Genomic DNA, 23,030 nt, shown 5'->3' with positions numbered 1-23,030 from the left:
AAGAGAAAATAAAAAAAATAAAAAAATAATAGCCGAAACCCTACATATAGAGTTATAATATTTTTGATAACCCCATATAGCCTATATTTCCGTTTGGCTTTTTCTATGAAGGGCGGTATAATCTGAGCCCGAGTATTACCTAAAACATTAAGGAGGCCACCAAAGTGATACGTCGCATACGGAAAAGAGATGGCCATGAAGTCCCTTTTGACGAATCCAAGATCACAACGGCTGTAATGAAAGCGGCAAAAGCTGTTGATCACCAGAACCCTATGGAAGTAGGTCAAGAAATAACTCGCCAAATTGTATCCCTTCTTGAAATTTTTTACAAAGAAGAAGGGGTGCCCACAGTAGAACAAGTACAGGACCTGGTAGAAAAAATCCTCATTGAGAAGGGTTATGCCTCTATTGCCAAGGCATATATCCTCTATCGGGAGCAGCATGCCAAAATGAGAGACACCAAAAAACTTCTTGGCAGCGCCGCTGATATGATCAACAAATATCTTGAAAAGCTAGATTGGAAAGTGAACGAGAACAGCAATATGAGCTACTCTCTCCAGGGGCTCAACAATTATATTGCTTCTGAATTAACAGCTCAATACTGGCTTCAGGAAATATATTCCCCAAGGGTGAGGGAGCGCCATATTTCAGGAGACCTGCATATTCACGATCTGAGCAATCTTTCTGTATACTGCTGCGGATGGGATCTGTATGACCTTCTTGTCAGCGGTTTCACCGGCGTTCAGACAAAAATGAGCAGCAAACCTGCTAAACACTTTAGAAGCCTGTTAGGGCAAATCGTTAATTTTTTCTATACTATGCAGGGAGAATCTGCCGGGGCTCAGGCCTTTTCTAACTTTGACACCTATCTGGCGCCATTTATCTATTACGATGATCTGACGTATCGAGATGTGAAACAGGCTCTGCAAGAGTTCATCTTCAATCTCAATGTCCCTACGCGAGTTGGATTCCAAACTCCCTTTACGAATATCACCATGGACCTTATTCCACCCAAAATCCTGGAAGGCCTGCCGGCAATTGTGGGGGGCAAGGCTATGGATAAGGCCTACGGCGAATTCCAGAAGGAAATGGATATGCTGAACAGGGCTTTCGCAGAGGTTATGCTTGAAGGGGACGCTACGGGGAAAGTTTTTCCTTTCCCCATTCCAACTTACAATATTACTCGAGATTTCCATTGGGATAACGATGTACTCAACACTGTGTGGGATATGACTGCACGTTACGGCATTCCCTATTTCTCGAACTTTGTCAATTCTGACATGAGCCCTGACGATGCCCGTTCCATGTGCTGCAGATTGCGCCTTGACAACAGGGAGTTGCGTAAAAGAGGCGGTGGCCTTTTTGGGTCGAACCCTATGACCGGCTCAATAGGGGTAGTAACCCTCAATATGCCTCGAATCGGCTATCTTTCGAAAAATGAAGATGACTTTATAGAACGCACCTTTGAACTTATGGATATAGCTAAAGAAAGCCTCGAAATAAAAAGAAAAGTGCTCGAGCGTCTCACTGAAGCGAATTTGTACCCTTACTCAAAATTTTACCTTCGCTCGATAAAAGAAGAGACAGGAACGTACTGGAACAACCACTTCAATACCGTTGGCATTAATGGAATGAATGAAGCACTACTAAACTTTATGGGGAAAACCATTGCGGATCCGGAAGGGATGTTTTTTGCCACCCGTGTCATGACCGCTATGAGACAGCGGCTTTCAGACTTCCAGGAAGAAACGGGGAATCTTTACAATCTGGAGGCCACTCCAGCAGAAGGGACCAGCTACCGCTTTGCCCGTCTCGATAAAGAACGCTATGGAAACAGTATCTACGCTGCAAATGAAGAGAACGTAAGGCAATTAGGGGCTGACCCCTACTATACAAATTCCAGTCAGTTACCAGTGGGATATACAGATGATATTTTTGAAGCCCTGGAACTCCAGGATAAACTTCAGACTCTTTATACCGGCGGAACCGTCTTTCACGGATTTCTAGGGGAAAGTATGCCAAGTGGGGAAAGCACCAAACGTTTAGTGAAAAGAATTGCTGAGAATTTTCATCTACCTTATTTCACTATCACACCAACCTTTAGCGTATGCCCAATCCACGGGTATATACCGGGGGCCCACGAATACTGCCCCTACTGTGATGCTGAAAAAGGATATATGGAAGAAGTGAAATCGCGGTGATTCTTGCAGGGATCGTTCCATCGAGCCTCATTGATTATCCCGAAAAGATTGCTGCCGTCGTTTTCACCAAAGGGTGTAACTTTCGGTGCCCTTATTGCCAGAACCCAGAGCTCGTTGAAGGAGGGGAAATAAACTCCCTCTCAGAAGAAGGCTTTTTTAATTTTCTTGGAAGAAGGATCGGGCTGCTTGACGGCGTTGTTATCACTGGAGGAGAACCTACCTTGCAGCCAGATCTTTTGCCTTTCATCGAAAAAGTGAAAAATATGGGGTTTCTCGTCAAGCTTGATACAAATGGCAGCGACCCCAAGGGACTTCAATCGTTTATTGGAAAAGACCTCGTGGATTATGTGGCTATGGATGTCAAAGCATCGCCAGAAGAATATCCTGTAACAGCAGGATATGGCGGTTCCATTGAACCAATACTTCAATCCATCGAAATACTGAAAAAAACCTCTGTGGCAATGGAATTTCGTACTACTGTGGTTCCTGGTCTTACCGACGAAGAAGAGATGGAAAAAATTGCAAGAATGATAGAAGGGGCAAGGGTTTACTACATTCAGAATTTCAGGTCTTACAGAACCCTATCTGAAGAGTTCTCAGAAGAAAGAAGCTTCTCTCTTCATGAACTGAGTCGATTCAAGAAAATAGCAGAAAAATATGTAGCTTTTGTAGGAGTCAGGAACTAGAAAGCGTCTTACCCTTTTAAAGGAGGCCGTAAATGATGAGTGAAGAAAAGCGGACTAAATGTGAAGTATACTCGCGGGTTGTGGGTTTTTTAACCCCAATATCACAATGGAATAAAGGAAAAAGAGAGGAATTCAAAGATAGAAAGACCTTCGACACCCTCCTCAAAAAAAATGAGATTACCGTTTAAGCCGCCATATGGCGGCTTTTTTACATCCCCATTCTTGAACCTATTAAAATCGTGTTACAATAATATTGTTTCTTAAAAAATATCTCCCACCAGAAGTGGAGGGGACATGATGCCGTCGCTATGGATTTCCGGCCTTACCAAAACCTTCGGAACACTCAAAGCGGTCGATGATTTCTCTTTAGAAATTGCCAGTGGCACTGTCCATTCTCTTGTTGGCGAAAACGGAGCGGGGAAATCGACTGTAGTGAAATGCGTCTATGGACTTTACAGCCCCACTGCAGGAAAGTTCAAGATCGATAATAAAATCCTCACTATAAAAACCCCGCGAGACGCAATGAAATATGGAATTGGAATGGTCCATCAGCACTTTATGCTTGTTCCGTCCCTCTCTGTCTATAAGAACGTAGTTCTTGGAGATGAACCCACCAGGGGGCTTATCTTCAATCACCATGGCGCAATAGAGGCTGTAAGACACCTTTCTGCTCAATACGGGCTAAATATAGATCCTCTCGCCCCCGTCCACTCATTGCCAGTGGGAATACAGCAGCGTGTGGAAATACTGAAACTTCTTTACAGAAAAGCTGAAATTCTCATTTTTGACGAGCCCACTGCCGTTCTTTCTCCCCGAGAGATAGAAGGGCTTTTTTCTATTATCAGAGAGTTTCGCAAGGCGGGGAAAACGATTATTTTCATTGCACACAACCTCAACGAAGTGCTCGCTGTTTCCGATGTTATTACCGTTATGAGAAAGGGGAAACATATTGCGACCCTCCCTCGCTCAGAGGCCACTTCCGAGGAACTTGCCTCTCTTATGGTAGGCCGCAGCGTCCATATACCGGTACTTGAAGAAACTCCTTCCAGGGAGCTCAAGCCTTTTTTAGAAATGACCCGTTTGACCGTCTCCGGGGACAGGGGCAAGGATGTGGTCAAAAACCTCACCCTTACTGTCCATAGAGGGGAAATTGTTGGAATTGCGGGCATTACTGGAAATGGGCAAAGTGAGCTGGAAGAAGCTATTTCCGGTCTTCGGTTTGTAAAAGAGGGACAAATCTTAATGGGCAAACGGGACATAACACATTTACCACCTCTAAAACGGCGGAAACTTGGACTTGCCTATATCCCGGAAGATCGCATAAAGACAGGGCTTGCCCCCCTCGCTTCCTTAAAAGACAACGCCCTTTTAGGCTATCAATACAAACCGCCCTTCTTAAAAAGGAACTTCTTTCAAAACTTTCGATCCATCAGAGAATTCGCCCTTCATCTTATGGAACGCTATAACATTATGGCGGCAAGTGAAAATATACAGGCAGGAACTCTCTCCGGCGGGAATATGCAACGCCTTGTAATGGCAAGGGAACTTGAACAGCAGCCGGATTTCCTCCTCGTATCCCAACCGACCAGAGGAGTGGATATTGGGGGTATCTCCTTTATCCATGACAGACTTCTCTCCTTAAGAAGAGCTGGGAAAGCCATTCTGATGATCTCTGCGGATCTCGATGAAATCCTTTCTCTCAGCGACAGAATAGCAGTTATGAACAGGGGAGAGATCGTAGCCGTTCTGCCCCGCAAAGAAGCCACCCGCAACCTTGTCGGGCGCCTTATGCTGGAGGGTTCCTTTGTCCCAGGAAAGGCGACGTCATCATGATCCTTTTTTCAAAAGACTGGCTGATACGTTATCGGGATCAGTGCATCATTCTTGTGTCCTTTGGCTTGAGCCTTCTTATTGGCGCCGTGCTCATTTCCTGTTATGGAGCAAACCCTATGGAAGCCTACAGGGAAATGATCATTGGGGCCTTAGGAGATACCGGCGCGCTTTTAGCAACCCTGGCCAGGGCCGTTCCCCTCATACTTTCCACCATGAGCATCGCTGTTGCTTTTTATGGAGGGATGTGGAATATCGGCGCCGAGGGACAGCTGTTTCTGGGAGCCTTTGCCGCTGCTTTTGCAGGCATAGAGTTTGGCGGGCTTCCTGGCTTTATTCTTATTCCTCTTGGCCTCGCGGCTGGAATAGGAACCGCGGTTTTGTGGGCATGGATCCCAGGGAAACTCCATCTTGATCAAGGCCTCAATATTGTCGTTCTCACTATAATGCTTAATTCTATAGCAATTCTCTTTACTACATATTTGGCCACCGGTCCCTACGCTGGCGAAAGGACAAGTGCAGGAAGCACTGAAAAAATTGCGGAAGCCATGCGTTTCTCTCATTTTCAGGTTTTTGGAACCCTCAATACAGGTATCTATGTAGCACTTGGGGCAGTTCTTATTGTAACTGTGCTCATGGTTTTATCTGTATGGGGCTACGATTGGCGCTGCTCCCGAATGAACACACGCTTTGCCAAATACGGAGGGATAGATGTTCGAAATCGTCAGATGGCAGCAATGCTTTTGAGCGGGGCCCTCGCCGGTCTGGCTGGATCTCTTCTCGTTATGGGAGATCACTACCGTTTCCTCATTAATATTTCTCCAGGGTATACGTGGACAGGCATGATCCTGGCTATGATGGTCACATACTCCCCTATCGGAGGGATTCTCGCGGCTTTTGTTTATTCAATCATGAGTTCCGGAGCCCTTCAGATGGAACTCGTCACAGACATTCCTCAGGAACTTGTTTCAATCATTGTCTGCTGCGCCGTGCTTTTTGTAACTGCCGGAATCTCGGTAGCTAATCGCCTGGCAAACAGGATCAGGGAGGATTAAGCCATGTTTGACTTTCTCAGAGCTACCATCAGGATGTCAACGCCGCTGTTCCTCACTGCCCTCGGCGGAACATGGACTCGGCAAACTGGGGTTTTGAACATAAGCCAGGAAGGGGCTATGCTCATCTCGTCTTTTTTTGCCGTCCTTGGCAATTACTTCTTTCAAAGCTGGATTGCCGGCGTTCTCTCAGGTATGGCGGCGGGACTTATTTTTAATATGCTTTTTGCCTTGCTTTGTGTTTTTCTCAGGGCTAATATATGGGTAGTTGGTATGACCCTCAACATACTGGCAGACAGCCTTTCAATTCTTCTCATGAAGAGCGTCTTTCACGTAAAAGGCGGCTTTCGGGATCCGCGGATGGTACGTATTCCTGACATTTCGTTGCCCTACATAGGAAATTTTTCCCTCCTTATCCTCCTGGCAGCTATTCTCTTTTTTATATTCTGGTTCGTTGATTTTAAAACAGTCTTCGGGATGCGTCTTAAAGCGGCAGGAGAAAATGAAGAAGCCCTTTCAGCTGCGGGGATTTCTCCCGTCAGCCTTCGTTTTAAGGCTTTGGCCATTAATGGAATCATGGTGGGATTGGCTGGCGCATTTCTTTCTACATCCTATTTGGTTGCCTTTGTAAGCGGTATGAGCGCTGGACGGGGATGGCTCGCTGTAGCGGCTGTAATCTTTGGTGACGGCAATCTTCTCTGGTCCATTGTAGGGGTTTTTCTCTTCGGGGCTGCTCAAGCCGCGGGAATAGAGCTTCAATCCTTTGGATTCTCAAGCCATCTCGCCCTTATGCTTCCTTATATTCTGGTTATTATAGCCCTTGTCTTCAAGAACTGGAAAGGGGTGAAACTGGCTAAAAAAGCCTGATTCCAAATATATATAGATGAGGTGATAGGGTATGCATAAAAAAACATGGTGTCTTTTATTAGCTGGCCTACTGCTTTTCGGGATAGCATCCGGAGGAGCCCTCGCTGCCGACAAAATCAAAGTCGCCCTTGTCATCGCAAACAAATTAGGCGACGCGTCATTTTATGACTCTGCCAATGCGGGACTAGAGCGGGCCAAAAAAGAGCTGGACATCGTAGGGAAAGTGGTGGAATGTAATTTTGACCCCGCTAACTATGTTCCATATCTGGCAACTGCCGCCAAAAACTTTGACCTTGTGCTTGTTGTCGGCTTTGAATTTATTGATGCCATCGAACAGGTAGCCCCGGAATTTCCCAACACAGATTTCGCCTATTTCGACGTTTCTGGCAAAACAGTCCATGTCACTTACGTAGACTTTAAAGAAAATGAGGGAAGTTTCCTGGCAGGAGCTCTGGCGGCAATGATGACCACCCGTGAAAACGATCCTCTCGTTAATAAGGAAGCCATTATCGGCGCAGTGGGGGGAGAAGACATTCCCGTCATTCACAACTTCTTTGTGGGATATGAACAGGGCGCAAAATATATCAATCCCGACTGCGAGGTCCTTACGGGCTTTGTGGGGAGCTGGTCTGACCCCGCGAAGGGAAAAGAAATGGCGTTGAACCAGTACCATAATGGCGCAGATGTGATCTTCCAGGTGGCAGGGGGAACAGGGGAAGGAGTTATCGCCGCGGCTAAAGAAGCTAATTTCTATGCCATAGGTGTTGATTCTCCTCAGGAATACCTTGCGCCGGAAGTGGTTCTCACCTCCATGTTAAAGAGACTGGATAACGCGGCTTACGACCTCATAAAGGCTAAAAAAGAGGAAAACTATCCCAGAGGGCAGGTTGTCTCTTGCGATCTCAAAAACAACGGCGTGGGGCTCTCCTGGTCTGATAGTGCTCTGAAGCTCGTTCCCGAAGATGTGCGGCATCGGTTGGAAGAACTTACTCAAGAGGTTGTTGAAGGCAAAATAGTTGTGGAAGAGTATAAATAAGAGTATCAATGAAAGGAGGCTGAGGTTATGAGGAAAAAAATTGTCAGAGGGCTTATAGCGTGTTGTCTTCTCCTCATCCTCTCTGCAGGTGCTCTAGCCGTTGACGGCTCCATTACTCTTATGACCCTTAATGATATCCATAGCCACATCTATCCTTACACAATCAGCAAAGAAGTGAAGGGGGAAAAAGTTAAGGTTGAAGTAGGCGGACTTGCTCGCGCTTCCACTCTTATAGGCAAAGAAAAGGCCCAAAATCCCGGCAATGTCTTTGCTTTGGAAATGGGTGATATCAATGAAGGGCCGCTTTTCTTTTTCTACAAAGGACTTGCTGAGATCAGAGGGCTTAACCTGGCTGGCATTGATATTGCCACTTTAGGAAATCATGAATTCGATCTCGGCCCTTCAGTGCTTGAGGACTTGATGAGATATGCGCGGTTCCCCTTTACCGTAGCGAATCTTCATACAGACCTTCCCGCTTTTCAAAACCTTTATCACCCATACGTCATCAAAGACGCTGCCAATGGGCTGAAGATCGGTTTCTTCGGTCTCATCGCCCCTGAACTTTTCTCTGTCACCAAGGGCAGCCGCGGTTTCCGTGTAGGTCAGGATCTCAAGGAAGAGGCCCAACACATGGTAAAGATCCTTCATGAGGAGCAATGCGATATCATTGTCGCTATGACCCATGTGGGCATCTACGCAGATCGGGCCATCGCCCAGGCAGTAGAAGGCATCCATATCATCACAGGCGGCCATTCCCACACACTTCTTGAAACTCCTGAGATAATAACGGGACCCAATGGGTGGAAAACAATGGTCTCCCATGGCGGTTCAATGGGCAGGTATATAGGCATCGCCACAGTAGCAGTGAAAAATGGCAAGCTTGATGAAGGCAATTCTTCATGGAAAGCGCGGGAGCTCACCAGCGACATCCCCATGGATAAGCGTGTCGCATGGCTCATTAACCCTTTCCAGGAAAAGCTTGATGAAAAACTCGGCGAGCCTATAGGGATCATGACGCAGGATGCTGACGCCACAAAGGCAGCGGTAAGGGGAAAGGAAGCCCCTCTTGGGAATTTTATCGCCGATTCCCTCCGCTGGAATGGTCAGACCCAGATAGGGCTTATGAACGGAGGAAGCATCCGCGGCGATAAGGTATACCCCGCCGGAGAAATCTCATACAAAACCCTTTACGAAATGTTACCCTACGGAAACACCCTTGTTCGAATTGATCTCACTGGGGAGCAAATCCGAGACATTTTAGAAGTATCCGCCTCCGCCCTCATTCGTGAGGGAGATGGGTATGATGGAAACCTTCGAACCCCTACCGGCGGATTCTTACAGGTATCGGGTTTGAAGGTCTCATACGATCTCAAGAAAAAACCCGCTCTGATCAATAACGATGGGGATCTTTTGGAGAATGGGGATCGGGTTGTTGAGGTTATGGTTGAGAACGATGACGGAACATGGGCCCCACTCAACCCTGGCACAGTCTACTCAGTGACGACTACCGACTGGCTTGCTCCAGGGGGCGATAAATATTACGTATTTAAGATGGCGGCTCCCACAGCCTATAGCATGCAGGTAGGGGATGTAGAAAGTTTGGCCCAATATATCCGCCATCTAGGGGAAATAAAGCTTCAATCTGAGGAACGCATTACTATTCTCCAGTAATAGGTTCTCACTCAAAAAAGAGAACATAAAGGGGCTTGCGTTCATACAAGCCCCTTTCTCTATTTCAAAAAGGAAGCTATTTCTCGCAGATCACAAAGGGTCTGATGGAGAGGACGCCCCTTTTCCCTCGATCTGTTCCGCAACAGATAACTTGGATGAAAGAGGGGGCGGATCTTTATTTTCCTCCCTTCAAAATCCCAGGGATAATATTGCCCCCGCAGGGCTGTAACCCCTTTCCTCGTGTTGAGAAACCACTGGGTGGGCGTATTGCCTGCCGTTACAATCAATAACGGGGAAAGGAGGCGTATCTGTTCTTCCAAAAAAGGGCGGCAGGCATCCAGCTCATCCTTTGTAGGTTTTCGATTTTCCGGTGGGCGGCACTTAACCATATTGGTAATGAAAAAGAATTCTCGAGAAAGGCCTGCTTCTTCAATAAGCTGGCACAGGAGATTCCCTGACCGTCCCACGAAGGGGCGCCCCGTTTCATCTTCTGTAGCGCCAGGAGCTTCCCCCACAAGCATAACCCTGCACTCCGCCAAGCCTTCACCGATAACAGGCTGCTGTCTCATTCCGCATAATTCACATTTCTCACAAACTTCTATACGTTGTCGCAAAGAAAAGGCATCCATAGACAGCTGTTCCCTCCAAACGTGTACTTTTCACAATTCTATTTCCATATTCAGGTTACTATGTTTTTTATAGTACGTAAACAGGATGGCACGGCTTCGTGTAATCCATGCTAAAATCAATTGCTACACTGGAGAAAGGAGGATAGGCCATGAATTTTGCTGTCTTTGACCTCGAAACGAACGGACTGAAGGGAAGTTCTGTTGTCTCAGCTTCCTCCATTGTTTTTGATGACAGAGGACATATCCGTGATTTTTTTAATCGCTTTTACTTTCCCACAGAAACACCAGACTATGCCACTGAAAAGATTCATGGTTTGACAGTGGAAAGAATTCATTGGTTCCGTCAGACAGAACCCTATCCCCTCTATTTTCTTGAAGATGTGGACGCCCTTCTTTCTTTCTGGAAAAAGTGGCACGTGTCAGGAATCGTGGTACATAATCTGGCCTTTGATACGTCATTTTTACCCAGAGAAACTGTAAAAGACTGGAAATGGTGGTGTTCCATGATCGGCCTTACGAACTGGTGCGCCATACCTAACCCTAAGAATGCCGCACTGTACAAATGGCCCAGGCTCAATGAAGCGAAAATGAAGACCATAACTCACCTTAAAACTCCGTCTATAGTCAAAACAATAGAAGACGCTCTTCCTTCCGAAATAGGGCACTACTCTCTCAGTGACTGTTTTGAACTGTATGGCATTTTCATGCGTATCTGGGTTTCCCGCCCCGAACTGGTGACATTCCGTCATTATAAAAACCGTTATATTAAACCCCAGGAAAAACACTACCTCATGCCTCTTCCCACGTCGCCTGATATTTTTGTAATTCGCGGACTTCTATTTGCCGAAGGACTGGCCCTTTCAGCAAACTTGACTGAATACGCCTTTCATATACGCTCACTGATAGATCTATATACGCTACACTATAAAGTCAACGTTTAAGGTCAGAAAAAGACAAAGGCTATCCGCACTTTTAGTATCTGGAGGTACTCACATGTACTATATAGAGAACAATTGCACAGACCCGCGGTACAACCTTGCTCTTGAAGAATATGTTTACTCTCTTCTCTCAACGTACAAAGAGAAATTTATGCTGCTATGGCGAAATAGCCCATCAATTATCGTCGGGCGCTTTCAAAATACAGCGGCAGAGGTCAATGAGCCTTTTGTAAGGGAAAACAATCTTCACGTCATTCGCCGCATCACCGGAGGGGGAGCTGTCTATCATGATCTTGGAAATCTCAACTACACCTTTGCCGTACCTAACGATTCAGACAATCCCTTCGATTTTCAAAAGCACTCCCAGCCGATCGTAGATGTGCTGCAAAGCCTTGGGGTATATGCTGAATTCAACAGCCGGAATGACCTGGCCATCAATGGTCTAAAGTTCTCTGGAAATGCCCAGCATATGGATAAAAAAAGGCTTCTTCATCATGGAACCCTTCTCTTTAATTCAGACCTGGAGAAGCTCTCTTTAGCATTGAAAGTTTCAGAAGATAAATTCCAGTCTAAAGCCGCTAAATCAGTAAAAAGCCGAGTTACCAATATTCTTCAGTGGCTTCCCCGCCCTATGAGTATTGAAGCCTTTAAAGATGCAATTCTTCGCCAGATGGATAAAAAGGAGGGTTTCAAGCCCTACTTTCTCTCACAAGACGACCGTAAAAACATTGAAAGGCTCATTGAAGAAAAATACAGTACATGGAGCTGGAATTGGGGAAGATCCCCTGAATTTACAGAAAAAAAGAGCCGGCGTTTCAATGCCGGCAAAGTGGAGGCCTGCTTTAACATAAAAGACGGGGTTATAACAGGCTGTCGTTTTTTCGGAGATTTCTTTGGCGACGAGAACCTTAATATTTTCGAAGGTCATCTTTTACATTGCCTCTATGAAGAAAAGGCCCTGAGAAAAAGGCTCGCTTCCATTGATACTGAAAAATATTTCGCCTCCATACCCAAAGAAGAGCTTGTTTCTTTCATTTGTGGCTAAAAGAAGATGCCGACTCATCGAGAAGGTGTATGGCTTCTTCTTTAAAACGAATGAACACTTCCTCTTCCACTTCAAAAAGGGTCTGCGTTATGGGGTTCACAGTATGAACAATAAGATGATCGTGAAAAACCGTATTGTGAACCTCAATTTCATACTCAATTATGGTTCCTAAAAAAGTACGTCGGAGAATTCTTCCTTCTCCATGGTGTACATCATCGCTTTTTATGTTATCTATTTCTATCGCTTCGGGACGAAGGGTCGCTATAACAATATCTCCAACATGACACGCCTCAGGAATAGCCATAACATCTAAAAGGGAAGAGCCAATGCGGACATGTTTTTTGTCCTCTATTTTTGCAGGCATAAAGTTGACCTTTCCTATAAAAGCCGCAACAAAAGAATTCGACGGCCTTGCGTAAAGTTCAATGGGAGTTCCCACCTGCTCTATCCGCCCCTTGTTCATGACTACCACTCGATCAGATATACTCATGGCTTCCGCCTGGTCATGGGTTACATAGACACTGGTAATGCCAAGTCGTTTCTGAAGATGGCGAATCTCTATACGCATTTGCTCCCGTAATTTTGCGTCAAGATTAGAGAGGGGTTCATCAAAAAGCAAAAGGGCCGGCTCCATTATAATGGCCCTGGCCAAAGCCACCCTTTGCTGCTGACCGCCGGAAAGCTGGCTGGGCTGTCGGGATTCCAGCCCCGTCAATCCAACGAGATCAATGACCCCTTCCATTTTTTCACGGATTTTGCTCTCCTCCATTTTCTTGAGACGCAGGCCAAAGGCAATGTTCTCATACACATTGAGGTGAGGAAAGATGGCATAAGACTGAAAAACCATGGTAGCGTTCCTATGGTTGGGAGCCACATCGTTGACCCTTCGATCCCCGAAAAAAACATCTCCCTCTGTGGGATCTTCAAAGCCGGCAATCATTCGAAGCAACGTTGTTTTCCCACAACCGCTCGGCCCTAAAAGGGTGATAAGTTCCCCCTCTTTTACATGAAGGTCCACCCGATCTACCGCTCGAACTCGATTGGAGGGATCATCATAACTGCCAAAATCCTTGACAATTTTTTTTATGTAAAGTTCCATAGGGCTACAGCTCCTTTGATATCTCTAAGGCTTTCATTCCACCGGCTCGACCCGAAACGAGGCGGCTGATAATGACCATGGCTACAAGGACAATCGCCACCAAAATAACGCTGAAAGCCGCTGCCACACCCAACCGTCCCGACCCAACTTCGTTGAGTATCTGGACCGTGAGAAGGTTCCACCGGGCTGAAACGAGAAAAATAGCGGCACTTATGGCCGTCATGGCCCTTACAAAAGCGAAGACAAGGCCAGAAAAGAACGCCGGTGCTATAAGAGGCAACGTAATTTTTCGAAAAGTAGTCATACCATCAGCTCCAAGATTCTGTGCCGCCTCTTCTATTGTGGGATCTATTTGTCTTAAAACGGCAACTCCCGACTGAATTCCCACAGGGATATAACGAAAAATGAAATTGAGCACAAGAATGACGAGAGTCCCAATAAGAAGGAGAGGCGGTTTATTAAAAGCAAGAATATATCCAATACCTACAACCGTTCCAGGGACGGCAAAATTAAGAATAGAAACAAATTCTAAAGTTCCTTTTCCAGGAAAAGAGAGGCGAACCACCATAAAAGCAATAAGCATGCCAAGAAGCCCAGAAATAGGTGTCGCCAAAGCAGCAATGACTAAGGTATCTTTTATCGTATCAAACCCTACACTCAGGGCATAGGCAAAGTGCCTGGCTGTAAGAGAAAAGTCATATCCCCAAACACGAGTCATGGCCCCGAGAAAAATCGTTCCATAAAAAAGGAGCACAAATAGAGCGAATAAGGCGACAAAAGTCTGCAGGCATTTTCGTGCTCCGCGGCTCACCAGCTTTGATGATGAAGCTACAGGTTTCCCCGTAATGGTCGTATATTGCCGTTTTTCAAGATAATAGCGCTGAATGGCAAAGGCTGTTATAGATGGGATAAGCAACACAACAGCTAAGGCCGCTCCCAGGGGAAGATTGAAGGAACCTGTAATCTCGAGATATGCCTGGATGGAAAGCATAGGGAAACGGCTTCCCGCCAGAACAAGGGGATTTCCAAAATCGGCTAAGGACTCAATAAGCACCACTAGAAAAGCACTGGCTATACCCGGTAGACTCAATGGGAAAGTTACTTTCCAGAAAGTCTGCCAGCGAGAAGCACCTACATTCATTGCCGCGTCCTCCAACGTGGGGTTAAGAGATTCAAGAACCCCACGCAGTGTTAGGTACGCTACAGGAGCAAAGGTAAATATCTGAGAAAGGAGTACTCCTTTAAAACCATAGATACTGAAATTCTTCAGTCCTAATAATCCTTTCGTAATAAGGCCATTCGCTCCGAAGAGCATCAATATGGCCAGTGAGCTGGTAAAGGGCGGGGAAATAATTGGTAAAATAAAAAGGATATGTAAAACCTTCTTCCCGGGAATAGCTGTCCTCGTAATAGTAAAGGCTGCTATATATCCAATTGCAACACCCGCAACCCCTGTAGCTATTCCTACAAAAAGGCTATTACTCAGTGCACTTCTAAGATAACGAAAAGTAAAGAAACGGCGGTAATTAACGAGGGAAAATGCTCCTTCCTGAGTTTGAAAGCTTCTAATCAGCACAGAAATGAGGGGGAAAAGAACAAAAAGAATAAGGGCAAAAGCCACAATACCCACTAAAAAAGCAAGAAGTGGGTCACGCCAAAGAAGCTGCAGTTCCCGCTTAGCTCGACGTATATATGACATAAAAAACCTCCTGAAAAAAGGGGCCAGATCTCTCCAGCCCCTTATTGTTGACCATAGCAATATGAGAATCGCTTATTGTTTATTGACCGAGAACTTCAGTTACCCAACGATCAATAAGGCGGCTTTTTTCCTGAGCCGCTTTCTCTATGTCATAATTGATGAGTTTGATCTCAGAAAGGGGTGGCAGGCCCTCTCCCGCTGAAACATCACTTCGCACAGGGAAGAAATATGTTTTGTTTTCGCTTAAAGACTCCTGTCCCTTTTTCGAGAGTATCCAGTCAACAAGTTTGTGGGCTTCTTCTTTATTCTTTACACCCTTAATGATGGACAGGGCTGCCGCCTCATAACCCACGCCTTCTTTTGGGAAGATGACCGTTGCCGGGAATCCTTCGTCTACAAGTTTCAGGAAAGCGGGGGTAAACTGAATGGCCACCTTGGCTTCCTTAATAGCAAGGTTCTTGCTGGGTCCAGTTCCGCTCTGCGTATAGGTCTGGATATTAGGATTAAGAGCTTTCATATAGGCATAGGCTTCATCTTCTCCATAAATGCTTATAAGGGTCATCATAATAGCAAAGGCTGTGCCGGAGGATTGGGGTGAAGGCATTTGAATCATGCCTTTCAAACCTTCATGCTTCAAATCTTCCCATGACTGGGGAACTGGAATCTTTTCGGCAGCCAGTTCGTCTGGGAGAACTCCAATGCCAATGGGGTTCATATAAAAAGCATGCCAGTACCCTTCCGGATCTTTAAAATTTGCGGCAAGGCGGCTCTCTTCTGAAGAAACGTAAGGCTCTGTCAGTCCTCTTTCCCTTGCTACTATGTGATTTTCACTGGGGGCGCCAAACCAGACATCGGCCTGGGGGTTGGCTTTTTCAGCTTCGATCCGGCTAAGAGCCGGCCCGGAAGATAGAAAAACCATCTGGACCTTTATTCCAGTCTCTTTTGTAAATGCCTCAAGAATATGACGGGCATTTTCTTCGTCCACACTTGAGTAAACAATGAGATCTCCGGCAAAAACACGGAATGGCACCATACAAAGCATTGCTAATACAACAGCAAAAACTGTGAAAATCTGAATCCTGTTCTTCATTAGCAAATCCCTCCTCATACCCTTAGTTTTTACCCCTACTCATTCTGGTAAAATCAATATAACATAGAAAAAGCACCTTGCATCTCTTGCGAATTTTCATAACTTAAAGAATATATAATCTAAACATCATTCTGTTGACTTTATATACTCATATCTTATAGACTTGTAATAAATTGAATAAGAGCGATTCGAGTTTCGTTTCATGTTCTAAGAGACTCGATGAGGCGCCGAGGAGACACTGTATGAATCATCTAAACAACGGCCAGGTTATGGAGATGGTTTTTTAGTTTTGTCTCTCTAGGGGATCGGAGCCTGCAACGGAGGTATTGTTCTGTTGTGGGCTTTTTACATCAAAGGGGGCTAACCGCCATGCTAAAAGTTAAGACTTTTCTTGCTGAATCTCCTTTTGTTGATCCACGGATCAACCTGGCTATTGAAGAACATCTTCTCTCACATCTTTCTAGCCATTCTGTAATTCTTTACCTTTGGCAAAATGAACATACCGTTGTCATCGGAAGAAACCAGAATGCCTGGAAAGAGTGCCGCACAAGCCTTCTATCAGAAGAGAAGGGAACTTTAGTCCGTAGGCTCTCGGGCGGTGGTGCCGTCTATCACGATTTGGGTAATTTGAATTTCACCTTTCTTGCTTCACATCTTAGTTACGACTTCATTCGTCATATAAAAGTTCTTGTTGCTGCCTTTCGCTCCATAGGCATTCCAGCTTCCTTTAGCGGCAGAAATGATATTTTTGTAGAAAATCGCAAGGTTTCAGGCAATGCTTTTTACCAAGGCAAAGCTGGGCGATATCATCATGGTACAATATTAATAGATGTAGACATTGACCGGATGGTCCGTTACCTTCAACCCCCCGCAGCCAAGTTAAAGGCGAAAGGGATCGATTCTGTCAAATCCCGTGTTGCAAATCTCAAAGAATTTAACACTTCTCTATCTATCGATGTGGTCAAAAAAGCGATAAAGGCTTCTTTTCTGGAAGAATATGGCGGAGAAGGTGAAAATATTTCCCTTTCAGATATCATGAAAAAAGAAGAAGTTAAGACCCTCTATAAAAAATATAGTAATCCTTCATGGATATATGGGCTATCTCCAGATTTTGACGTAGAAATTGAAAACCGTTTTGACTGGGGACATGTAGCGTTGGGATTTCATGTGAGAGAAGGGAGCGTGTCTCAGTGCCATATATATTCTGATGCCATGGACGGGGATCTTATAGCAAGCCTTGCTCCCTTTTTAAAGGGAGTTCCTTTACAAGGAGATGTTCTTGCCAAGGCATTAAGAAGGAACTTCCCAGAATCAATGCCCCAGGAGGTACAGGAAATGGCATGTTGGCTCGAAAAAGATTGGGCCCATATGTTTTAGCATCATACGGAGGTGAGGTTGTGAGACGAACAATATTCTACGAGAAACATCTCGCTCACGGCGGGAAAATGGTCGATTTTGGCGGTTGGGAACTTCCTGTTCAATACACGGCAGGTATAGTCGAAGAACACAAGAGAGTTAGATCTGCTGCTGGTCTTTTCGACGTTTCCCACATGGGAGAAGTTAGAGTCGCGGGACCCAAAGCTGAAGCCTGGCTTCAGAACATGATGACTAACGATATCACAGCTATGGAAAACGGACAGGTCATTTACACCTTTATGTGCTACCCCAATGGCGGGGTTGTAGACGATCTTCTTGTCTATAAGGTTTCCACAGAGAACTACTTTTTGGTTATCAATGCTTCAAACACAGACAAGGACGTCCTCTGGTTCCACGACCATGTTACAGAAGGCGTAACTGTTGAGAATTTATCTCCTCAGTACAGTGAACTCGCCCTCCAGGGCCCCAAAGCAGAAGAGATTTTGAAAAAGATAGCTAATTTCGATCCTGCCAGCTTGGGGTTCTTCCGGTTTGTTGAGAATGTCAAAGTGGCAGGTGTAGACGCTCTTGTGTCTCGTACCGGATATACAGGAGAAGATGGCTTCGAAATTTACATGCCATGGGACGAAGGCGCCCCTGTATGGGATGCTGTAATGAAAGCGGGAGAAGAGTTCGGTATTCTTCCTGCAGGCCTGGGATGCCGCGATAGCCTTCGCTTTGAAGCTGGCCTCCCCCTCTACGGTCATGAACTGGCAGCCTACATTACCCCTCTAGAGGCGGGGTTGGGGTTCTTTGTGAAGCTCAACACAGAATTTATTGGGCGACATGCTCTTGCCGCACTCAAGGAAAACGGCGTTCCCCGCAAGATCGTCGGCCTTGAAATGATAGACAAGGGAATTCCCAGAGAGCAGTATGAAGTCAGAGCTCAGGGACGAACCGTAGGCAGGGTAACTACAGGTGGTTATTCCCCAAGCCTTGATAAGAGCATTGCTTCTGCCCTCGTTGAAGCTTCTGCGGCTGACGAAGAAGAAATGTTCATTGTTATTCACGGGAAAGAAAAGAAAGCTAAAAAGATCAAAAGACCTTTTTATCAAAAACACTACAAACGGTAAAAGAGAAAAGGAGGTTACGGATAATGGCAAAAGTATTGAAAGACCTTAAGTACACAGAAAGTCACGAATGGGTGAAAGTTGAAGGCGGCAAGGCTCGTATAGGAATTACAGACTACGCGCAGCATGCAATGGGTGACATTGTTTATGTGGAACTCCCGGAAGAAGGTGCTGAATTTTCAACAGGCAGCGACCTTTGCGTAGTGGAGTCAGTAAAAGGAGCTAACGACGTGTACGCTCCTGTAAGCGGCACCGTTGTAGAAGTCAACTCAGGGCTTGAGGATTCACCTGAACTTCTCAATGAAGACGCTTACGCCAACTGGATCGTTGTATTGGAAATGTCCGATACCTCAGAACTTGACAATCTTCTTGACGGGGAGGCCTACGAGAAGCTGTGTGACAGCCTCGAAACGAAAGAGGGGGCGTAGTTTATGGCACGTTATATTCCAAACACGGAGGAACAGCAAAAAGACATGCTCCATAGAGTGGGTGTTTCCTCTATTCAGGAACTGTTTGCTGACATCCCTGAATCAATTCAACTAAAAGAAGATTTAAACATTCCTTCCGCTCTTTCAGAACTTGAGCTGGGCAGGCATATTCGTTCTATGGCTGCCTCTAATGCCAGCGCGGACAAATATGCTTATTTCCTTGGCGCTGGAATATACGATCACTTTATCCCTACAGTGGTCAACCATCTGGTCAGCAGGCAGGAGTTCCTTACAAGTTATACGCCGTACCAGCCAGAAGTGAGCCAGGGTACTCTTCAGACTATTTTTGAGTATCAGACCATGATTTGCGAACTCACAGGAATGGACGTGTCCAACGCTTCCATGTATGACGGCGCTTCAGCAATGGCTGAGGCTGCATTTATGGCAGGAGCCTCTACAAAAAGGAGCGAAGTACTCGTTGCTCGATCCGTCCACCCTGAAAGCAGGAAGGTTCTTAAGAGCTATGCCCCTTATCAGCACCTTACCGTCAAAGAGGTGGGTTTTAAGAACGGCAGCATTGACATGGAGGATCTCAACAAACAAATTTCATCCAACACAGCAGCCGTAATCGTGCAAAGCCCGAACTTTTTTGGCGTTCTGGAAAACCTTGCTGCCATAGGGGAAGCGGCCAAGAATGCCGGTGCTGTTTTTATAGTGGCAACTGACCTCATGGCCCTTGCTCTCCTTGAGCCACCCGCAGTTTACGGAGCAGATGTGGTCATTGGTGACGGACAGCCCATAGGCAATGCCATGAATTTCGGTGGTCCTGGTTTTGGCTTTTTTGCAGTGACAAAAAAATATATGCGGAAAATGCCAGGACGAATCGTAGGACAAACACTGGACAGGAAAGGAAACACTGCCTACGTTCTGACCCTTCAGGCTCGTGAGCAACATATTCGCAGAGAAAAAGCCACATCAAATATCTGCTCTAACCATAACCTTAACATCGTTATGGCAGCCATATATATGAGCCTTATGGGCAAAGAAGGACTTTGTGAGGTCGCTAATGCATGTCTGCAAAAAGCAGCCTATACGAAGAAACTTCTTACAGAAAACGGAACCTTTAAATCAGCCTTTGACGCCCCCTTCTTCAGAGAGTTCGTAGTAACGCCTGAAGAGGCTCCAGTGTCAATCAACAAACGACTCTATAAGGAAGGAATCATTGGTGGATATGACCTCTCCAAGGACTACCCTGAACTCAAAAACAGCTGGCTTGTAGCCGTTACTGAGAAACGGACCAAAGAAGAAATCCACCGCTTTGCCAAGATAGCAAGGGGGGATAAGGCATGATTCGACTTGTGCCGCCTATTTTTGAAACAAGCGTTCCTGGAAGAAAAGGTTACTCTCTTCCAGAAATGGACGTCCCACAAGAGAAGCTTGAAAAACTCATTCCCGAAGCAATGTTGAGGAAAGAGAAAGCCGGCTTACCTGAAGTAAGCGAAGTGGATGTAGTCCGTCACTTCACTCGCCTTTCTCAATTGAACTTTGCCGTGGACGAAGGGCTATATCCTCTTGGTTCATGCACTATGAAATACAACCCTAAGATCAATGAAGACATGGCTAATCTGCCTGGCTTCACTGGGATACATCCCCTGCAATGCCCTCATACCGTTCAGGGAGCCCTCGCCCTTATGTACGAGCTTTCTGCCATGCTGGCAGAAATCACAGGAATGAAGGCCGTATCTCTTCAGCCTGCGGCAGGAGCCCACGGAGAGCTAACAGGGGTCATGATCATAAAAGCCTACCACGAACATCGTGGAGACTCAAAACGTACTAAAATGATCGTCCCAGATACAGCTCACGGAACAAATCCAGCGTCCTCTGCCGTTGCAGGTTTTGATGTGGTTGAGGTTAAATCCAATGAACGTGGCAATGTTGACGTAGAGGCACTCAAAGCCCTTATGTCAGATGAGATTGCCGGAATCATGTTAACGAACCCCAACACTCTCGGTCTCTTCGAAGAAGACATCCTTGAAATCGCCCAAATCGTTCACGACGCAGGGGGCCTTTTATACTACGATGGAGCCAACGCCAACGCCATTCTTGGGAAAACGCGACCTGGGGATATGGGATTTGACGTGATCCATCTCAACCTTCACAAATCCTTCAGCACTCCCCATGGCGGAGGCGGTCCGGGATCTGGCCCGGTGGGTGTTTGTGAAAAACTCGTTCCCTTTTTACCAGTTCCCTCTATAGTCAAAAAAGATAATGGTTACGAATTTGACTATGACAGCCCCCTTTCCATTGGGAAAGTTCGTTCCTTTTACGGGAACTTCAGCGTCTTAGTGCGGGCCTATACCTATATCCGCACCATGGGACCAGACGGACTGAGGGCTGTGGCTGAAAATGCGGTGCTTAACGCAAACTATGCACAGGTTCAGCTGCAAGAATACTTCGATCTCGATTTTAAGCGAATTTGCAAACATGAGTTTGTGCTTTCAGGGAGAAAACAGCACCATGAAAGCGGCGTTTCTACCTTGGATATAGCCAAACGGCTCATAGACTATGGCTTCCACCCGCCAACAGTGTATTTCCCGTTGCTCGTGGAAGAAGCAATCATGGTGGAACCGCCTGAAAGCGAAAGCAAAGAAGAAGTGGATTCTTTCATAGAGGCCATGATTTCTGTGGCAAAGGAAGCCAAGGAGAATCCTGAACGCTTCAAAGAAGCACCTTATGGAACAATTGTTTCACGGCTTGACGAAACCCTGGCCGCAAGAAAACCAGTTCTTCGCTGGAATCCAGCAGAGTAAAACCGGTACGTCGTGGGGACCCGGCAGAATACCATTTCGCCGGGTCCATTTTATTTCAAAGTTAAGAACAGGAGGTGTGCATATGTACGACGTTATTGTTTTGGGCGGCGGCCCTGGCGGCAATAAGGCAGCTGAGCTCGCAGCCAGAAACGGTTTAAAAACAGTGATGATAGAAAAAGCCCGTCTCGGCGGAACATGCCTGAACCGCGGCTGCATTCCTACAAAAGCATATTTTGCGCGAATCATAGGCGGCCATGGAACCATTGAAGAAATGTGGAACCATAAAGAGCAAATCGTTGAGAAACTCAACAGTGGAATCTCCACTCTCATGAAAATGTCAGGCGTGGAAGTCGTACTGGGTACGGGAAAAATCATCAGCACTGGAGAAACCCAAATAGTAGAAGTTCAGACCAGCGAAGGGATACGGCAAATTGAAGGGAGAAACCTTATTATTGCCACCGGTGCCCGTTCCCTGGCCATGGAATTTGAAGGGGCAGACCTCCCTGGCATCATTACAGGGGATTACGCTGTAACCTATCCAGAACTCTGGAAATATCCCGACTGTGAAGAAGTAAAATCTGTAGCTGTCATAGGAGCGGGTGTTATCGCCGTGGAACTCGCTGTTCTCTTAAGACGCATGGGCAAGGAAGTCACCATCCTTAAACACTCAGACCAGGTTCTGCGCCGTGCCGACAAAGATGTGAAAAAGAAACTCATTCAATCCCTCAAGAAGATGAAGATCACCATGGTAGATTACTTTGCCCCTGAAAAGGCTCTTCTCGAAGGAGAACAGGTCAAGGTTTGCGGAACCACGCCAAAGGGAGCTGTTGACATCAACTGCGATCGCCTTATTCTTGCCTCGAGCATGATCCCCATTCTTGATGGGTACGGACTTGAGGATTCGGCTATAGAATACTCGAAAAAAGGCATAAAAGTAGATAAACATATGGAAACAAATGTTCCCGGGGTATATGCCATCGGAGACGTTACTGGCGGAATGATGCTCGCCCATCTGGCAGAGTATCACGGATTGAGCGCAATCGAGCATATCCTTGGAAGAGAATATGTCATCAATCCTGACCATGTGCCATGGTGCGTCTTCTGCGACCCTGAAATCGCTGTAGCCGGTATAACGGAAGACGAAGCTGAGGCCCGCAATATTTCTGTAAAGGTTGCCAGGGCGTACTTTCTGGGGAACGGAATGGCACAGGCCCTCAATAATACAGACGGATTTGTCAAAGTTATTGCTTCTCAGGAAGATGACCGTCTGCTTGGCGTCCATATCATAGGTCCGGAAGCTTCTTCTCTTATCGGCGAAGCAGCTCTCGCTGTAGCCCAGGGAATGAAGGCAAAAGACGTGGCCCGAACCATCCACCCCCACCCAACCCTTACTGAATGTTTTAAAGATGCCCTTTTCCGCCTTGAAGAAGATTCGTAGGCAATGAATAAGCCGGAGGGAAATT

The 23,030-nt window shown here is 46.2% G+C and carries 20 protein-coding genes; 16 read left to right on the top strand and 4 right to left on the bottom strand.

Annotated elements, in window-relative coordinates:
• Positions 1-164: 164 nt before the first annotated feature.
• From B2U56_RS04375 to B2U56_RS04340, 8 genes are all read left to right on the top strand, one after another.
• Positions 165-2,201 (top strand): ribonucleoside triphosphate reductase, encoded by a 2,037-nt coding sequence (locus B2U56_RS04375; protein WP_286952544.1) that lies wholly within the window; start codon positions 165-167, stop codon positions 2,199-2,201.
• Positions 2,198-2,887, top strand: a complete 690-nt coding sequence (locus tag B2U56_RS04370; protein WP_286952543.1) for an anaerobic ribonucleoside-triphosphate reductase activating protein — start codon at positions 2,198-2,200, stop codon at positions 2,885-2,887. The genes B2U56_RS04375 and B2U56_RS04370 overlap by 4 nt, the downstream gene beginning before the upstream one ends.
• A 32-nt stretch (positions 2,888-2,919) precedes the next feature.
• Positions 2,920-3,075 carry an anaerobic ribonucleoside-triphosphate reductase gene (gene nrdD / locus B2U56_RS04365; protein ID WP_286952541.1) on the top strand — a complete coding sequence of 52 codons (156 nt, stop codon included), beginning with the start codon at positions 2,920-2,922 and terminating at the stop codon, positions 3,073-3,075.
• A 106-nt stretch (positions 3,076-3,181) separates the two neighbouring features.
• Positions 3,182-4,720: an ABC transporter ATP-binding protein gene (locus tag B2U56_RS04360; protein WP_286952539.1), complete on the top strand. Its 1,539-nt coding sequence runs from the start codon at positions 3,182-3,184 to the stop codon at positions 4,718-4,720.
• The gene (locus B2U56_RS04355) at positions 4,717-5,772 is read left to right on the top strand and encodes an ABC transporter permease (protein WP_013048947.1); all 1,056 of its coding nucleotides are present in this window, start codon (positions 4,717-4,719) and stop codon (positions 5,770-5,772) included. The genes B2U56_RS04360 and B2U56_RS04355 overlap by 4 nt, the downstream gene beginning before the upstream one ends.
• Positions 5,773-5,775: 3 nt before the next feature.
• A complete protein-coding gene (locus B2U56_RS04350) occupies positions 5,776-6,636 on the top strand; it encodes an ABC transporter permease (protein ID WP_013048948.1) in 861 nt (286 codons plus the stop codon).
• Between the two features lie 31 nt (positions 6,637-6,667).
• Positions 6,668-7,672 carry a BMP family lipoprotein gene (locus tag B2U56_RS04345; RefSeq protein ID WP_013048949.1) on the top strand — a complete coding sequence of 335 codons (1,005 nt, stop codon included), beginning with the start codon at positions 6,668-6,670 and terminating at the stop codon, positions 7,670-7,672.
• Between the two features lie 27 nt (positions 7,673-7,699).
• Positions 7,700-9,343 carry a bifunctional metallophosphatase/5'-nucleotidase gene (locus B2U56_RS04340; protein WP_013048950.1) on the top strand — a complete coding sequence of 548 codons (1,644 nt, stop codon included), beginning with the start codon at positions 7,700-7,702 and terminating at the stop codon, positions 9,341-9,343.
• 59 nt (positions 9,344-9,402) lie between these two features.
• Here the strand turns inward: B2U56_RS04340 and B2U56_RS04335 are convergent, their stop codons facing one another.
• Positions 9,403-9,972 (bottom strand): uracil-DNA glycosylase, encoded by a 570-nt coding sequence (locus B2U56_RS04335; protein ID WP_013048951.1) that lies wholly within the window; start codon positions 9,970-9,972, stop codon positions 9,403-9,405.
• Between the two features lie 149 nt (positions 9,973-10,121).
• Here B2U56_RS04335 and B2U56_RS04330 point away from each other — a divergent pair, with 149 nt between their 5' ends.
• Positions 10,122-10,913 (top strand): hypothetical protein, encoded by a 792-nt coding sequence (locus B2U56_RS04330; RefSeq protein ID WP_013048952.1) that lies wholly within the window; start codon positions 10,122-10,124, stop codon positions 10,911-10,913.
• A 52-nt stretch (positions 10,914-10,965) separates the two neighbouring features.
• Positions 10,966-11,955 (top strand): lipoate--protein ligase, encoded by a 990-nt coding sequence (locus B2U56_RS04325; protein WP_286952537.1) that lies wholly within the window; start codon positions 10,966-10,968, stop codon positions 11,953-11,955.
• Here B2U56_RS04325 and B2U56_RS04320 read toward each other — a convergent pair.
• The 3 genes from B2U56_RS04320 to B2U56_RS04310 all read right to left on the bottom strand — a co-directional run bounded on the left by B2U56_RS04320 (position 11,942) and on the right by B2U56_RS04310 (position 15,843).
• Positions 11,942-13,054, bottom strand: a complete 1,113-nt coding sequence (locus tag B2U56_RS04320) for an ABC transporter ATP-binding protein (protein ID WP_013048954.1) — start codon at positions 13,052-13,054, stop codon at positions 11,942-11,944. The two genes, B2U56_RS04325 and B2U56_RS04320, sit on opposite strands and share 14 nt — an antisense overlap.
• A 4-nt stretch (positions 13,055-13,058) precedes the next feature.
• The gene (locus B2U56_RS04315; protein ID WP_013048955.1) at positions 13,059-14,753 is read right to left on the bottom strand and encodes an ABC transporter permease; all 1,695 of its coding nucleotides are present in this window, start codon (positions 14,751-14,753) and stop codon (positions 13,059-13,061) included.
• A gap of 79 nt (positions 14,754-14,832) precedes the next feature.
• On the bottom strand, positions 14,833-15,843 hold the full coding sequence (locus tag B2U56_RS04310) for an ABC transporter substrate-binding protein (RefSeq protein ID WP_013048956.1): 1,011 nt from the start codon (positions 15,841-15,843) through the stop codon (positions 14,833-14,835).
• 369 nt (positions 15,844-16,212) lie between these two features.
• Between B2U56_RS04310 and B2U56_RS04305 the strand changes: the two genes are divergently transcribed.
• From B2U56_RS04305 to B2U56_RS04280, 6 genes are all read left to right on the top strand, one after another.
• Positions 16,213-17,220 carry a lipoate--protein ligase gene (locus B2U56_RS04305; protein WP_013048957.1) on the top strand — a complete coding sequence of 336 codons (1,008 nt, stop codon included), beginning with the start codon at positions 16,213-16,215 and terminating at the stop codon, positions 17,218-17,220.
• A gap of 20 nt (positions 17,221-17,240) precedes the next feature.
• Entirely contained in the window at positions 17,241-18,332 is a 1,092-nt protein-coding gene (gcvT, locus tag B2U56_RS04300; RefSeq protein ID WP_013048958.1) for a glycine cleavage system aminomethyltransferase GcvT, read from the top strand.
• A 23-nt stretch (positions 18,333-18,355) separates the two neighbouring features.
• On the top strand, positions 18,356-18,757 hold the full coding sequence (gene gcvH / locus B2U56_RS04295) for a glycine cleavage system protein GcvH (RefSeq protein WP_013048959.1): 402 nt from the start codon (positions 18,356-18,358) through the stop codon (positions 18,755-18,757).
• 3 nt (positions 18,758-18,760) lie between these two features.
• Positions 18,761-20,107, top strand: coding sequence for an aminomethyl-transferring glycine dehydrogenase subunit GcvPA (gcvPA, locus tag B2U56_RS04290; protein ID WP_013048960.1), 1,347 nt, complete (start codon positions 18,761-18,763; stop codon positions 20,105-20,107).
• Positions 20,104-21,567 carry an aminomethyl-transferring glycine dehydrogenase subunit GcvPB gene (gene gcvPB, locus B2U56_RS04285; RefSeq protein ID WP_013048961.1) on the top strand — a complete coding sequence of 488 codons (1,464 nt, stop codon included), beginning with the start codon at positions 20,104-20,106 and terminating at the stop codon, positions 21,565-21,567. The genes gcvPA and gcvPB overlap by 4 nt, the downstream gene beginning before the upstream one ends.
• 82 nt (positions 21,568-21,649) lie before the next feature.
• Positions 21,650-23,005: a dihydrolipoyl dehydrogenase family protein gene (locus B2U56_RS04280; protein WP_013048962.1), complete on the top strand. Its 1,356-nt coding sequence runs from the start codon at positions 21,650-21,652 to the stop codon at positions 23,003-23,005.
• Positions 23,006-23,030 lie beyond the last annotated feature (25 nt).

Source organism: Aminobacterium sp. UBA4987 (assembly GCF_002396985.1).
GTDB lineage: Bacteria > Synergistota > Synergistia > Synergistales > Aminobacteriaceae > Aminobacterium > Aminobacterium colombiense.
This window is presented reverse-complemented; position numbering and strand designations above follow the sequence as displayed.